Origin of the sequence: Pseudomonas sp. LS.1a (genome assembly GCF_022533585.1) — a bacterium.
Lineage (GTDB): Bacteria > Pseudomonadota > Gammaproteobacteria > Pseudomonadales > Pseudomonadaceae > Aquipseudomonas.
Map to the genome: position 1 here is coordinate 4,715,743 of NZ_CP092827.1, position 14,174 is coordinate 4,729,916.

The following is a 14,174-nucleotide window of genomic DNA, read 5'->3' on the forward strand; positions in this document are numbered from 1 at the left end:
CGGCAGGCGCAGCTTAAGGCCTATGCCTGCAGGGTGCCAGCCCCAGGGATAATTCACCGCACTTGACGGTTTTTTCACTGATCCTTCACGGACACAGGATAGCGGGCGGTCGACAATGCCCGATCTTTTTCGCGCCCTGGAGCCGTCATGCAGCAACCAACCCGCCCTCGCCCGATCAATTTCTGGCTGTACCTTGGGCTCCCCCTGGCGACCGCGCTGGGCTTGATCCTGCTGGAACTGACCTCGATCGACATGGACATTGCCAACCTGTTCTTCGACCCTGCTGCCGGGCAGTTCATCGGCCGCCACAGTTATTTGCTGGAGAACATCCTGCATGACCGGGTCAAGCAAGTGGTGATCCTGCTGGGCGTGCTGTCGCTACTGACCTTTGCCGCCAGCTTCTTCGTGAAGCGCCTGTTCGGCTGGCGCCGTGAACTGGGCTGCCTGGTGCTGGCACTGGGCCTGTCCACGGCGTTTGTCACGCCGCTGAAAAAGGTCACCCAGGTGCAGTGCCCGTGGAGCCTGACCCAGTTTGGCGGCACCGAGACCTACAGCAAGCTGCTGGAACCGCGACCGGCAACCGAAAAGCCCGGGCTGTGCTGGCCGGGCGGGCATGCGGCGACCGGGTTCTGCCTGTTTGGCTTGTTCTTCATGCTGCGTGACCGCAAGCCGCGGCTGGCGCGGGTGGCATTTGCAGTGGCGCTGATAGCCGGCTCAGTGCTGTCGGTTGGCAGGATGATGCAAGGGGCGCACTTCCTTTCGCATAACGTGTGGACGGCGGTGTTCTGCTGGTTGATCGGGTTGGGGTCGTATTACCTGGTTCTGTATCGTCGGGGAATGGCTGAGGTACCTGCCGCTGAGCGTAGCGTCGCCTGACCCAGGGGCCGCATTGCGGCCCTTTCGCCGGGAGATGGGCTCAAGGCTACCAGGTGCCTGTCTTGAGTTTTGAGGTGGTGCGTAAATCGAGCGCCGCCCGCGCGGCGCATCGCGAGCGAAGCTCGCTCCTACATCTGTTTCGGGCCAGTATCGCCTGTGCCAGCGCGCGCGACCGCCTTGTTTGTACGACGCGATATCGAACCATGCGCCAAGGCGTTCGCGCGCAAATCCCACAGGAATAATTGGCCCGAAACAAATGTAGGAGCGAGCTTCGCTCGCGATGCGCCGCGCGGGCGGCGCTCGATCTCCCAGGCGCCACACAACCCACGACAATAAAAAAGCCCCGGCTCTCACGAGCCGGGGCTTTCTGATGGTGCAGGGGGTAAGGCTGGCTTACATCATGCCGCCCATGCCACCCATGCCGCCCATGTCAGGCATGCCAGCAGCTGGCTTGTCTTCCGGCAGGTCGGCAACCATGGCTTCGGTGGTGATCATCAGACCGCCGATCGAAGCAGCAGCTTGCAGCGCCGAACGGGTGACCTTGGCTGGGTCCAGGATGCCCATCTCGATCATGTCGCCGTATTCGCCGGTGGCAGCGTTGTAACCGAAGTTACCCGAACCTTGCTTGACCTTGTCAGCGACAACGCTTGGCTCGTCGCCGGCGTTGGCAGTGATCTGGCGCAGCGGCGCTTCAACGGCGCGACGCAGCAGGGCGATACCGACGTTCTGGTCTTCGTTGTCGCCTTTGAGGTTGGCAATGGCAGCCAGGGAGCGAACCAGGGCCACACCACCGCCAGGCACCACGCCTTCTTCAACGGCTGCACGGGTAGCGTGCAGGGCGTCTTCAACGCGGGCTTTCTTCTCTTTCATTTCAACTTCGGTGCCGGCACCCACCTTGATCACGGCAACACCGCCAGCCAGCTTGGCCAGACGCTCTTGCAGCTTCTCACGGTCGTAGTCCGAGGAAGTCTCTTCGATCTGGGCACGGATCTGCTTGACGCGTGCTTCGATCTCGCCGTCGGCGCCAGCGCCGTCGATGATGGTGGTGTTTTCCTTGGACAGGATGACGCGCTTGGCGTTACCCAGGTGCTCCAGGGTAGCGGTTTCCAGGGACAGGCCGATTTCTTCGGAGATGACCTGGCCGCCAGTCAGGACGGCGATGTCCTGCAGCATGGCCTTGCGACGGTCGCCGAAGCCTGGGGCCTTGACCGCTGCAACCTTGACGATGCCGCGCATGTTGTTGACTACCAGGGTAGCCAGGGCTTCGCCTTCAACGTCTTCGGCAACGATCAGCAGTGGGCGGCCGGCCTTGGCAACGGCTTCCAGAACTGGCAGCAGCTCACGGATGTTGGAGATCTTCTTGTCGACCAGCAGCAGCAGCGGGCCTTCCAGCTCGGCAACCATGGTGTCCGGCTTGTTGACGAAGTACGGCGACAGGTAGCCACGGTCGAACTGCATGCCCTCTACAACGGACAGTTCGTTTTCCAGGCCCGAGCCTTCTTCAACGGTGATCACGCCTTCTTTACCGACTTTTTCCATGGCTTCGGCGATGATCTCACCGATGGAGTTGTCGGAGTTGGCGGAGATGGTACCTACCTGGGCGATGGCCTTGGAGTCGGCGCATGGCTTGGACAGGTTCTTCAGCTCGGCGACAACGGCAGCGGTGGCCTTGTCGATGCCGCGCTTCAGGTCCATCGGGTTCATGCCGGCAGCGACGGCTTTCAGGCCTTCGTTGACGATGGCCTGAGCCAGAACGGTAGCGGTGGTGGTGCCGTCACCGGCAGCGTCGTTGGCCTTGGAAGCAACTTCCTTGACCAGCTGGGCGCCCATGTTTTCGAAAGCGTCTTTCAGCTCGATTTCTTTGGCGACGGATACGCCGTCCTTGGTGATGGTCGGCGCGCCGAAGCTCTTGGCCAACACTACGTTGCGGCCTTTCGGGCCCAGGGTAGCTTTTACCGCGTCAGCCAGAACGTTGACACCAACCAGCATTTTTTTACGAGCGGAATCGCCGAATTTTACGTCTTTAGCAGCCATGATCGTTTAATCCTTGGAATTCTTTGGAGTAACGGGAAGTCGGGGAAATCAGCCTTCGATAACGGCGAGAATTTCGTTCTCGGCCATGACCAGCAGGTCTTCGCCATCGACTTTCACGGTGTTGCTGCCCGAGTAAGGGCCGAAAACCACTTTGTCACCCACTTTCACGGCCAGCGCACGCACTTCGCCGTTGTCCAGGATGCGACCGGTGCCGACGGCGACAACTTCGCCGCGGTTTGGTTTTTCAGCGGCCGAACCTGGCAGGACGATACCGCCAGCGGTTTTCGATTCTTCTTCGCTGCGACGGATGACTACGCGGTCATGCAGAGGACGAAGCTTCATTGTCGATCTCTCCCAAATAGTGGTTTTCATCGGCCGGTGTCGACACCGGCGGGTTGATGCTGTCCGGCGTTGCCGGGGGTGGCCCGCAATGGGCGAACCACCTGAGTTATGCCTGGTGTTGCCACCAGAAACCTTGCGGTGACCACTACATGAGGCCGCCATATTCAATTACAAGGCTTGCTTCAGAAAATTTTTCACTAGCGTCTTTGGCCCCGTAAAAAGCTGGGGCCGCTTCGCGCCCCTTTCGCGACACAAGGCCGCTCCCACAGGAGGTATGCGTCCCCTGCCGGAGCGGCCTTGCGTCGGGAAAGGGGCGCGAAGCGGCCCCCGGTTGTTACTTGTCGCGGCGCTCGTACTCGCCTTCGATCACGTTCGGACGGTGCCCGCCATCACGCGGCTGTGCCTGGAACGGGTCGTCCTGGAAGGCGCGCTGGCGCATGGCCTGGGCCTCGGCACGCTCGCGCATCTTGCGCGCAGCCAGGTGACGGGTGAATGGCAGCAGGCACAGCAGGCCCAGCACGTCGCTGATGAAACCTGGCAGCAACAGCAGGCCACCACCAACAGCCAGCATCATGCCCTGGAACATGTCCTCGGCGGGCAGTTCGCCGCGCTGCAGGCTTTCACGGGCGCGCAATGCGGTGGCCAGCCCGGCCACCCGCATCACCAGCACACCCAGGGCGGAGCCGGCGATGATCAGCAGCAGCGCCGGGAAAAAACCGATGGCGGCACTGACCTTCACGAAGACGAACAGCTCCAGCACGGGAAACAGGAGAAACAACAATAGAAAAGCACGCATCAAAGCATTCCTCGTTGGAAGAGAACCTTCCTGTAAGACCAACAGATGGATGCGTGCGCTCGGCTTTTCAACCCTCGACTTCCGTCGCAACCGGCCACTGGTCGGCGCGGGCCAGTAAAACCAGGGCTTCGCGGACTTGTGTCGGTGTGTTGCAAGTACTGGGGAAAGGTAACCAGTGCACCGCCTGACCAATACGCAGGTGCATGCCTTCGCTGTCCACCCCGACCATTTGCGCCGGCGCATGGCGTGGCAAATCGGTCAGCTCCACATAATGGGCGATGGCGTTGGCGTGGTCATTGTTCATGTGCTCGACCATGCTCGCCTCGGCCTTGCCGGCGAACGGGTTGGCCAGGGTCACCTGGTCGAGCCAGTGGATTGCGCCGAAGCCGCCGATGTAGCGGTGGCGCACCGGCTGCAGCACCCAGAAGTCGAAGTCGTGGGCCTTGTGGTAGTTGGCTGCGTCCGGGAAATAGCGGTAGTAACGCTCGGCGGCGGCCTCGATGGCGGCCTCCTCCACCAGCTTGTGTGCCTCGGCCATCACCGTCAGGCGCCCCACGGCCTGTACGTCCTCGGCTTCGCGCTCACCTACCAGCAGCGAGCACTTGGGGTCTTTCTGCAGGTTGTGGGTGTGCTGGGCGATGCGGCTGATCAGGATCAGCGGGTTGCCCTGGGCGTCCAGGCAGTACGGCACGACCGAGCCGAAGGGGTAGCCGGGCATCGACTTGGAATGGGTCGAGAGCACGCCGCGGTATTCCTTCAGCAGCAGCTCCCGGGCGGGACGGATGGCGTTGGTACTCACTTGGGGGCGGCTCCTGGCGGCAGACTGGATGGGGACAAGATAAGCATTATCAGATCCAGTGCCAATGGGGCTGCTTTGCAGCCCATCGCGACACAAGGCCGCTCCCACAGAGACCGATGTACATCTTGCCTTTGTGGGAGCGGCCTTGTGTGGCGAAAGGGGCGCAACGCGCGCCCGGCGGTTTACCAGGTAACGCCGAAGCCTGCGGTATAGCGGGTCTTGTCCAGGTCACTGTCCCGCGTACCGGTGATGATGTCCTTCTCCGCCTTGAGGTTGAGCGAGGCCCACTCGGTGACCTTGTAGCGCAGGCCAACCTCGGCATCCAGTGCATAATCGGCCACGCCACCCAGCGGTTTGGCGAACTCGCCGTTGGTGAACAGCTGCACGTTCTTGCCGATCAGGTAGCGGGTGTAGTCCCACTTCACCGCCGCAGAATAGAAGTTGTCCTTGGCGCCATCCTGGTATTCGAAGTCGGTGCGGTTGATCAGCGAACCCAGCGAGAACGCGCCCAGTTCGTCATCCCAGAACTGGTAACCCGGGCCGGTACCCACGGTGCGCTGGCGAGCCAGGTCTTCGATGCGGTCGCGCTTGTACTCCATGCGCCCCTGCCAGAACCACTTCTCGGTGAGGAAGCGGTCCAGGGCATACTCGGCACTCCAGTTGTCGGTGGTGGTGACGTCGTCCTTGGTCTCGCGGTTGTATTCGCCTTCGGCGTTGTGCCGCCAGCGGCCATGGCGGGCGCTGGTCTTGAAACCGACGTCGTAGTCGTCGGTGTCGTTCTCGGCGCGCTTGTAGTCCAGCGCCACGTCAACGTTGCCCTTCCACACGAAGTCCTCGACCAGCGGCTTGGGCTTCATGATCTGCTCGATGCTGGCCAGCTCCACGGTCTTCGGCGCATCGCCATTGGCCAGGGTCACCTTGCCGGGCTCGGCGGCCTTCAGCGACTTGGCCCGCTCACCGCTGTAGGCGTCCTGCTTGACCAGCATTTCCTGGTCGCTCTGCAGGGTCTGGACCTCTTTCCAGTCCAGGGCGATGGAACCGCCATAGGGGGTTTCCAGCAGCAGCTTGCCGCCGTCGAAGACTTTGATCTTGCCGCTGAGCCGATCACCGTTCTTCATCCACACGGTGTCGGCGAACACCGGGGAGGCGCACAGGGAAACAGCAAGCAGGCACAACAAGGATCTAGAATACATAAGCGGGCTATTGTTTGCAGACTACGGGTTCGATTTGACGAAAAAAGCCGGGCATTATCCAGATAACGACGACCAGAGCAAGGACAGACCGGGAGCATGCCGTTGAGTTCAACTCTCATTTGCCAGACCGCCGGTCCGGTTTCATCTGCAGCCCAGGGGGGGCCTGATGTCTGATGGATATGAGCATGCCCTCGACACCGCCGAGGGCCGACGGACGGCGCTGTATTCGGTACTCGGCCAAGTACCGGCCGGCAAGGTGGTCAGCTATGGCCAGCTGGCCGAGCTGGCGGGGCTTGGGCGGGCGGCACGCTGGGTCGGGCGCACCCTTGGGCAACTGCCCGCGGACACCCGTCTGCCCTGGCACCGGGTGCTCGGCGCAGGCGGCCGGCTGAGCCTGGCACTGGGTACCCCGTCGGGGGATGAACAACGGGCGCGGCTGCGCGCGGAGGGTGTAAATGTAACCAACAATCGTGTGGATATGACGCGCCATGGCTGGCGCCCGATGGAGCACAGCGGTTAGAGTGCGCGCTTTGTTTTCGCAAACTTGAGGCAGATGTTGGCCCATGCCCCGTAAAACCTGGCGCGCTGCGCTTGCTGCCTATGCCAGCCCGTCAACCTTGGTACTTTTGCTGCTCGGCTTCGCCGCCGGTCTGCCCTACATGCTGGTGTTCTCCACCCTTTCGGTGTGGTTGCGCGAAGCGGGCGTGGCCCGCGAGACCATTGGTTACGCCAGCCTGATCGGCCTGGCCTACGCCTTCAAGTGGGTGTGGTCACCGCTGCTCGACCAATGGCGCCTGCCGCTGCTCGGCAGCCTGGGGCGCCGGCGTTCGTGGCTGCTGCTGTCGCAGGCGCTGGTGGTGATCGGGCTGGTCGGCATGAGCCTGTGCGACCCGCAGCAGCACCTGTCATGGCTGATCGCCCTGGCGGTACTGGTGGCCTTCGCTTCGGCCACCCAGGACATCGCCGTCGATGCCTACCGCCTGGAAATCGCCGACGACCAGCGCCAGGCCGCGCTCGCCGCCAGCTACATGGCCGGCTACCGGGTGGCGGCCCTGCTGGCCACGGCTGGTGCACTGTTCTTCGCCGAGTGGTTCGGCTCCACCGGTTTCAGCTACCTGCACAAGGCCTGGGCCGGCACCTACGTCATGTTCGCGGTGATGATGCTGCCCGCCGTATTCACCACCCTGATCATGCGCGAGCCACCCGTGCCCATGCGTACCCAGCTGTCGGCAGCGCGCTATGGGCTGGTGCACCAACTGGCCTCGGTGTTCGTGCTGATCATCCTGCTGGTGTCAGTACCGGCCAGCTTCACCCAGATGTTCAATACCGGCTGGTCCAGCGTCATCTCCGGTGATGCCACGCCACTGGACCTGCTGCTGGAAGACCGCGCCTTCCTGCGCCTGATCCTCTATGTGCTGCTGACCTGGGCGTGCCTGTCGAGCCTGGGCCGTCGCGGCCTGGCCCCGGTGCTGACCCCGGTCAACGACTTCATCGCCCGCTACCGCTGGCAGGCCTTGCTGTTGCTCGGCCTGATCGCCACCTATCGCATGTCGGACACGGTCATGGGCGTGATGGCCAACGTGTTCTACATCGACATGGGCTTCACCAAGGACCAGATCGCCAGCGTCAGCAAGATCTTCGGCCTGATCATGACTTTGGTCGGCGCCGGGGTTGGCGGCCTGCTGATCGTGCGCTTCGGCATCATGCCCATCCTGTTCATCGGCGGTGCGGCCTCGGCGGGCACCAACATCCTGTTCCTGATGCTGGCCGACATGGGCCCGAACCTGCAAATGCTGGTGGTAACCATCTCGCTGGACAACTTCAGCTCCGGCCTGGCCACTTCGGCTTTCGTCGCTTACCTGTCGAGCCTGACCAACCTGAAGTTCTCGGCTACCCAGTATGCGTTGCTCAGCTCGATCATGCTGCTGTTGCCGAGGCTGATCGGGGGGTATTCAGGGGTCATGGTGGAGAAGTTCGGTTACCACGACTTCTTCCTGATCACTGCCCTGCTGGGCGTGCCGACGTTGATCCTGATTGCCCTGCAGTGGCGCCAGGAAGCCGGGCCGGGCAAGCCGGTGGCTGAGGAAGGTTCGGCGGCCGAGCGGCCCTGACAGATTTGTATTGCCTGTACCGGCCTCTTCGCGGGCTTGCCCGCTCCCACAGGTAAAGCACAGCCCTTGAGAGCTGTGCAGTACCTGTGGGAGCGGGCAAGCCCGCGAAGAGGCCGGTACAGGTAATCAAAGATTACTGAGTGACAGCCCCTTCCCCAGGCCGCCCACCCACCACGAACCACAGCGGCCACAGCGCCAAGGCCCCCGCCACACCCGCCGCCAGGGCAAAGTGCAGCAAGCTGGCCCCGGCACCAATCATCGCCAGCACCGCCCCACCCAGCCCCAGCAAGGCAATGGTGATCATCCCCAGCATGGCCGAGACCAGGCCTTTGCTCTGCTCGCTGGCGAACAGCGTCATGCGATACAGCACCGCGTTGGCCACGCCCAACCCCAGCGCGTACAGCGACATGCCCGCCACCACGCTGGTCACGCTTGGCCAGTACCAGGTCGCCAGCAGCATCAGGCACAGGCCGGCCAGGTAAGGCCACAACGCACCGCGCACCAGCGCCGGCAACGGATAGCGGTCGGCGATGCGGTTGATGATCAGGTTGCCAAGGATCAGTCCGCCAAACACCGGCAACTGCCACAAGGCGTACGCCATGGTGCTCAACCCCTCGTCGTGGATCAGCAGCACCGGTGACAGGCCAATCCAGCCAATCAGCGGCAAACCGACCAGGCCCAGGGCTGCGCTGCCAGCGACAAAGCGACGGTTGGCCAGCAACTGGCCGTAACCGGCCAGCAGCGGCAGCAGGTGGATCGGCGTGAACGCCAGGCGCGAGCCGTCACGGCGCTCCACGCCCAGGGTTTCCGGCATCAGCCGGTACAGCAGCAGCCAGGCCACGACCGCGCCGATGGCAAAGGCCACGAACAGCCAGCGCCAGTCCAGCCACTGCAGCAACAAGGTGCCCACCAGCGGCCCGAGCAGTGGCGAGAGCAAGGCGATATTGGCCAGCAGGGCCATCATGCGCACGGCGTCCGCCTCACTGAAGGCTTCGTTCAGGGCCGGGTAGCTGACCGTGACCACAAAGCCCAGGCCGATACCCTGCAGCAGGCGCAGCACGTTGAACAGGCCGATGTCGTGGACCCAGAAGGAGGCCAGGCAGGCCGCGCCAAAGAACGCGCAACCGGTCAGCAGCAACGGGCGCCGGCCATAGCGGTCGGCCAGCGGGCCGATCAGCCATTGCAGCACCACGCCGCCCAGCAGGTACAGGTTGAGGGCGTGGGGAATGTATTCGGGGCTGGCGTTCAGGTCGCCGACCACCACCGGCATGGCCGGCATGACGGCGTCGCTGGCCAGGTAGGTGAGCAGCTCGAACAGGGCCAGGGTCAGGCCGAACAGCAAGGCGCGCAGGGGGGTGATGTACAGCAGTGGTTTCATGATGGCGTATCGGGTGTGGCAGGTGGGGTCAGGCTATATGCCAGAAATCCCGGGGTATTGCTGTGAACAAGTGTAAAAAAGCCGGGGCCGCTTTGTGCCCCGGCTTCAGCGCGGTATTACTGCGCTGCAGTCTCCTGCACCACGCGAATCACCCGCTGCGGGAACGGAATGTCGATCCCTTCGGCCTTCAACCGGTCACGCGCATGCTCGTTGAGCATGAACATCACATCCCAGTAATCGGCGGTCTTGGTCCACAAGCGCAACGACACGGTGATCGAGCTGTCGCCCAGGGTCGCGACCACCGCCTGCGGCGCCGGGTCGGACAGCACACGCGGGTCCTGCGCCAGCTCCAGCAACACGTTGCGGGCCTTCTGCAGGTCGGCCTCATAGTCCACGCCCACGTCGAATACCACCTTGCGCGTCGGCTGGCGGTTGGTGTTGGTGATGATGCCGTTGGACAGGCTGCCGTTGGGCATGATCACGGTCTTGTTGTCACCGGTACGCACCACGGTGTGGAAGATCTGGATGCTGTCAACGGTACCGGCCACGCCTTGCGCCTCGATCCAGTCGCCGATGCGGAACGGGCGGAATAGCAGGATCAGCACACCACCGGCGAAGTTTGCCAGGCTGCCCTGCAACGCCAGACCGATGGCCAGCGTGGCACCACCAATCGCGGCCACGAACGAAGTGGTCTCAATGCCGATCATCGAGGCAACGCTGATCGCCAGCATGACCTTGAGGATGATGTTAGCCAGGGTGCGGATGAAGCCCTGCAGTGCCGGGTCTTGTACGCGCAAACCCACCAGCCTGGCGAGTCGATCACTGACCACGTTGGTAAGCCACCAGCCGATCGCCAAGGTCAGCAGTGCCAGCAGCAGGCGGCTGCCGTATTCCATGATCAAGGGGACCCAGGTCTGCGATTGGCGGACCAGCTGATCGACTTCAGCGCTCAAATCCATATTCATCTCCTGATGCCGAGCGGCATGTACACGTATAGCAGGCCGCCGTCGGTTCGGCGGCCATGGCCCCCATGGACATCATTACGCCATCGGGGTTCCGGACAACCCTGCGATCAGTCGCGGAAGTTGTTGAACTGCAGCGGCATGTCGAATTCCTTGGTACGCAGCAGGGCAATGGCTTCCTGCAGGTCGTCACGCTTTTTACCGGTAACGCGCACCTGCTCGCCCTGGATCGCGGCCTGCACTTTCAGCTTGGCATCCTTGATGGTGGCGACGATCTTCTTCGCCAGGTCCTTGTCGATGCCTTCGCGGAATTTGGCTTCCTGCTTCTTTTCCTTGCCCGAGGCGTACGGGTCCTTGGTTTCCAGGCACTTCACGTCGATCTTGCGCTTGACCAGCGCCAGGCGCAGGATTTCCAGCATCGCTTCGAGCTGGAACTCTTCCTCGGCGGTGAGCATCACGGTCTGCTCTTTGTCCTTGAACTCGAAGGTACCCTTGCCCTTGAGGTCGTAGCGGCGGTCCAGATCCTTGATGGCGTTGTCGACCGCGTTCTGCACTTCGTGCTTGTCCAGTTCCGATACCACGTCGAACGAAGGCATGGTTGTTCTCCCAAAATAAAAGCGCGCTCAGGCTGAAGATGGAGCGCGCTGGGTTTGACGGTTAAAATGCGGGCTCATTATAACGGGTTGCGAAACGCATATGAGCAGCACCTGGCATATTCTCGGCGCCGGCAGCCTGGGCAGCCTATGGGCTTGCCGCCTGGCGCGCGCGGGCAAGGCAGTGCGCCTGATCCTGCGTGACGGGCAACGGCTGCAGGCCTACCAGCAGGCCGGCGGCCTGACCCTGGTCGAACAGGAACAGCCCCGCCACTACGCCATCCCCGCCGAAACCGCGCAGGCACCCGGCCCGATCCATCGCCTGCTGGTGGCCTGCAAGGCCTACGACGCCGCCCCGGCTATTGCCGGTGTGGCACCGCGTCTGGCCGAGGGCGCCGAAGTGCTACTGCTGCAGAACGGCCTGGGCAGCCAGGACGAAGTCGCCGACCTGGTGCCGCGCACGCGCTGCATCTTCGCCTCCAGTACCGAAGGGGCGTTTCGCGAGGGTGACTGGCAGGTACGCTTTGCCGGCCACGGCTTCAACTGGCTGGGTGACCCACGCAACCCGACGATCCCGGCCTGGTTCGACGACCTGCACCAGGCGGGTATCCCCGCCGAGTGGACGCTGGACATCCTCACCCGCCTGTGGCGCAAGCTGGCGCTCAACTGTGCCATCAACCCGCTGACCGTACTGCACGACTGCCAGAACGGCGGGCTGCTGGGGCACCTGGGTGAAGTGGATGCCCTGTGCGACGAGCTGGCCCAACTGCTGCGCCGCTGTGGCCAGCCAGAAGCGGCAGACGGGCTGGACGAAGAAGTACAGCGGGTGATCCTCGCCACCGCGGCCAACTACTCTTCCATGTACCAGGATGTACGCGCAGGCCGACGCACCGAGGTGCACTACCTGCTTGGCCACGCCTGTCGCGCCGCCGGCCGCCATGGCCTGCAGCTGCCAGAGCTGGAACGCCTGCTGCAGCGCCTGGTCGATAACCTGCGCGTGCGTGGTTTGCCCTGCGACTGACGCGGCCCTTTAAACGGATACGGATATTGCCTAGCCCATGACCTTGCGCCAACGCCTGGAAAACCTCCCGGTCGGGCAGAAACTGCTGGCGGCCCTGCTGGTGTTGCTGGTGACCATCTTGCTGGTGGCCAACCTCACTTTCATCAGCGCCGCCTACTGGATTACCCAGGAAAGCATGGCACCGCAGGCACTGCACACCATCGGCCGGCTGGTGGCCAACCCGCAGCTGGCGGCACGCGCCGGCGATGCGCCGGACACCGCCAGCGCCCTGCTCAAGGAACTGGACAGCTATACGCCGCTGCGCGCCGCCGCTGTCTATGGAGGCGATGGCCGCATACTGGCGCAGTTGCAGCACGGCGAGCCGCTGGCCCTGCCCAGGCGTTTTCGCGACATTGACGGCTGGCGCCTGATGGAGTTTCGCAGCACCCAGCTGATCCGCATGCCACGTGACGCCAACCCGCCAGCGCACCTGCTGCTGGTGGCCAGCAGCGAATTGCCCACAGCCTTCTACACCGGCACTCTCAGTGCCAGCCTGGGCATCCTTGTGTTCAGCATCCTGCTGTGGATCGTCATTGCCCGGCAAATCAAACGCCTGATCACCCAGCCGATCAACCAGCTCGAAGAGCTCAGCCGCCAGGTCACCCGCGAAGAGAGCTATGCCCTGCGTGCGCAGCGCGGCAACGACGACGAAATCGGCAGCCTGGCCGAAGCGTTCAACACCATGCTCTCGCGCATCGAGGCCCGCGAACAGCAACTCAAGCGCACCCGCGACGAGTTCCAGGAGGCCTATGACCAGGCCCAGGGCCTGGCCGAGGAAACCCGCCACACCAACCGCAAACTGGAGCTGGAAGTCCAGGTGCGCAGCAAGATCGAGAAAAAACTCACCGGTTTCCAGAACTACCTCAACAGCATCATCGACTCGATGCCCTCGGCGCTGATCGCCCTCGACGAACAGCTCTACGTGACCCAGTGGAACCACGAAGCCACGGTGCTTTCCGGCACGCCACTGGACGAAGCGCTGAACCAGCCGATCTTCATCGCCTTCGAACCGCTCAAGCCGTTCCTGCCGCAGTTGAAGGAAACCGTGGAGAAACACCGCGTTGCGAAGATCGAGCGGGTCACCTGGCCCAAGGGCGACGACCTGCGCCACTACGCCCTGACCTTCTACCCGCTGACCGGTGGCGGCGGCCGTGGCGTGGTCATCCGCATCGACGACATCACCCAGCGCCTGTCGCTGGAAGAAATGATGGTGCAATCGGAGAAGATGCTTTCGGTCGGTGGCCTGGCCGCCGGGATGGCCCACGAGATCAACAACCCGCTAGGCGCGATCCTGCACAACGTGCAGAACATCCGCCGGCGCCTGTCACCAGAGCTGCCGCGCAACCAGGAGCAGGCCGAGGAACTGGGCATCGACCTGCCCACGGTCAACCGCTACCTGGAGAGCCGCGAAGTGCCGCAATTGCTCGACGGCATCCAGCAGGCCGGTGCCCGGGCGGCAAAGATCGTCACCCACATGCTCAGTTTCAGCCGACGCAGCAATCGCCAGCTGGCGCCATGCGACCTGCCGGCGCTGATCGACCAGGCGGTGGAGATTGCCAGCAACGACTTCGACCTGGCCATCGGCTTCGACTTCAAGGGCCAGGCCATCGTGCGCCAGTTCGACCCCGAACTGGGGCCGGTGCCATGCACCGCCAACGAACTGGAGCAGGTGCTGCTCAACCTGCTGAAAAACGCCGCCCAGGCCATCCACCAGCGGCCGCAGCCGAGCGAGCCCGGGCGCATCATCCTGCGTACCCGCTTGAACCCGCCATGGGCGGAAATCCAGGTCGAGGACAACGGCGTCGGCATGCCCGAGGGGGTGCGCAAGCGCACTTTCGAGCCGTTCTTCACCACCAAGGAAATCGGCCAGGGCACCGGCCTGGGCCTGTCGGTCTCGTACTTCATCATCACCAACAACCACAAGGGGCAGATGGAAGTACAGTCCACGCCCGGCCAGGGCACCTGCTTCACCCTGCGCCTGCCCCTCGGCCAGCCGGCAACGGCGGCGCCGGCCAAAACGGAGAAGTGAC

General features: G+C 63.3%; 13 protein-coding genes. 5 read left to right on the plus strand and 8 right to left on the minus strand.

Features of this window, described 5'->3' with window-relative positions; genetic code table 11:
* Window positions 1-147 precede the first annotated feature (147 nt).
* Complete coding sequence (locus tag MKK04_RS21750; RefSeq protein ID WP_207834565.1) at window positions 148-876, plus strand: phosphatase PAP2 family protein; 729 nt, start codon at window positions 148-150, stop codon at window positions 874-876.
* 393 nt (window positions 877-1,269) lie between these two features.
* Here MKK04_RS21750 and groL read toward each other — a convergent pair whose 3' ends face one another.
* The 5 genes from groL to MKK04_RS21775 form a co-directional block, all read right to left on the minus strand.
* A complete protein-coding gene (gene groL / locus MKK04_RS21755) occupies window positions 1,270-2,910 on the minus strand; it encodes a chaperonin GroEL (RefSeq protein ID WP_063913287.1) in 1,641 nt (546 codons plus the stop codon).
* A 48-nt stretch (window positions 2,911-2,958) separates the two neighbouring features.
* Complete coding sequence (locus MKK04_RS21760; protein WP_003260750.1) at window positions 2,959-3,252, minus strand: co-chaperone GroES; 294 nt, start codon at window positions 3,250-3,252, stop codon at window positions 2,959-2,961.
* A 334-nt stretch (window positions 3,253-3,586) separates the two neighbouring features.
* Window positions 3,587-4,048, minus strand: coding sequence for an FxsA family protein (locus MKK04_RS21765; RefSeq protein WP_063913288.1), 462 nt, complete (start codon window positions 4,046-4,048; stop codon window positions 3,587-3,589).
* Between the two features lie 67 nt (window positions 4,049-4,115).
* Window positions 4,116-4,847 carry a HugZ family pyridoxamine 5'-phosphate oxidase gene (locus MKK04_RS21770; RefSeq protein ID WP_063913289.1) on the minus strand — a complete coding sequence of 244 codons (732 nt, stop codon included), beginning with the start codon at window positions 4,845-4,847 and terminating at the stop codon, window positions 4,116-4,118.
* A 182-nt stretch (window positions 4,848-5,029) separates the two neighbouring features.
* A complete protein-coding gene (locus MKK04_RS21775; protein WP_207834555.1) occupies window positions 5,030-6,040 on the minus strand; it encodes a DUF481 domain-containing protein in 1,011 nt (336 codons plus the stop codon).
* A 166-nt stretch (window positions 6,041-6,206) separates the two neighbouring features.
* Here MKK04_RS21775 and MKK04_RS21780 point away from each other — a divergent pair, with 166 nt between their 5' ends.
* Entirely contained in the window at window positions 6,207-6,560 is a 354-nt protein-coding gene (locus MKK04_RS21780) for an MGMT family protein (RefSeq protein ID WP_233694137.1), read from the plus strand.
* 43 nt (window positions 6,561-6,603) lie between these two features.
* Window positions 6,604-8,151 (plus strand): AmpG family muropeptide MFS transporter, encoded by a 1,548-nt coding sequence (locus MKK04_RS21785; RefSeq protein WP_013974096.1) that lies wholly within the window; start codon window positions 6,604-6,606, stop codon window positions 8,149-8,151.
* Between the two features lie 133 nt (window positions 8,152-8,284).
* On the opposite strand, the gene MKK04_RS21790 is transcribed toward MKK04_RS21785, so the two are convergent.
* The 3 genes from MKK04_RS21790 to MKK04_RS21800 all read right to left on the minus strand — a co-directional run bounded on the left by MKK04_RS21790 (window position 8,285) and on the right by MKK04_RS21800 (window position 11,087).
* Window positions 8,285-9,529, minus strand: a complete 1,245-nt coding sequence (locus tag MKK04_RS21790; protein WP_207834553.1) for an MFS transporter — start codon at window positions 9,527-9,529, stop codon at window positions 8,285-8,287.
* A 116-nt stretch (window positions 9,530-9,645) separates the two neighbouring features.
* Complete coding sequence (locus MKK04_RS21795) at window positions 9,646-10,488, minus strand: mechanosensitive ion channel family protein (protein ID WP_207834551.1); 843 nt, start codon at window positions 10,486-10,488, stop codon at window positions 9,646-9,648.
* A gap of 113 nt (window positions 10,489-10,601) precedes the next feature.
* Window positions 10,602-11,087, minus strand: a complete 486-nt coding sequence (locus tag MKK04_RS21800) for a YajQ family cyclic di-GMP-binding protein (protein WP_013974099.1) — start codon at window positions 11,085-11,087, stop codon at window positions 10,602-10,604.
* Between the two features lie 100 nt (window positions 11,088-11,187).
* Here MKK04_RS21800 and MKK04_RS21805 point away from each other — a divergent pair, with 100 nt between their 5' ends.
* Together MKK04_RS21805 and MKK04_RS21810 are read left to right on the plus strand one after the other, a co-directional pair.
* Window positions 11,188-12,105, plus strand: coding sequence for a putative 2-dehydropantoate 2-reductase (locus tag MKK04_RS21805; protein WP_241105974.1), 918 nt, complete (start codon window positions 11,188-11,190; stop codon window positions 12,103-12,105).
* A 37-nt stretch (window positions 12,106-12,142) separates the two neighbouring features.
* Window positions 12,143-14,173, plus strand: coding sequence for a sensor histidine kinase (locus MKK04_RS21810; RefSeq protein ID WP_233687055.1), 2,031 nt, complete (start codon window positions 12,143-12,145; stop codon window positions 14,171-14,173).
* Window position 14,174 lies beyond the last annotated feature (1 nt).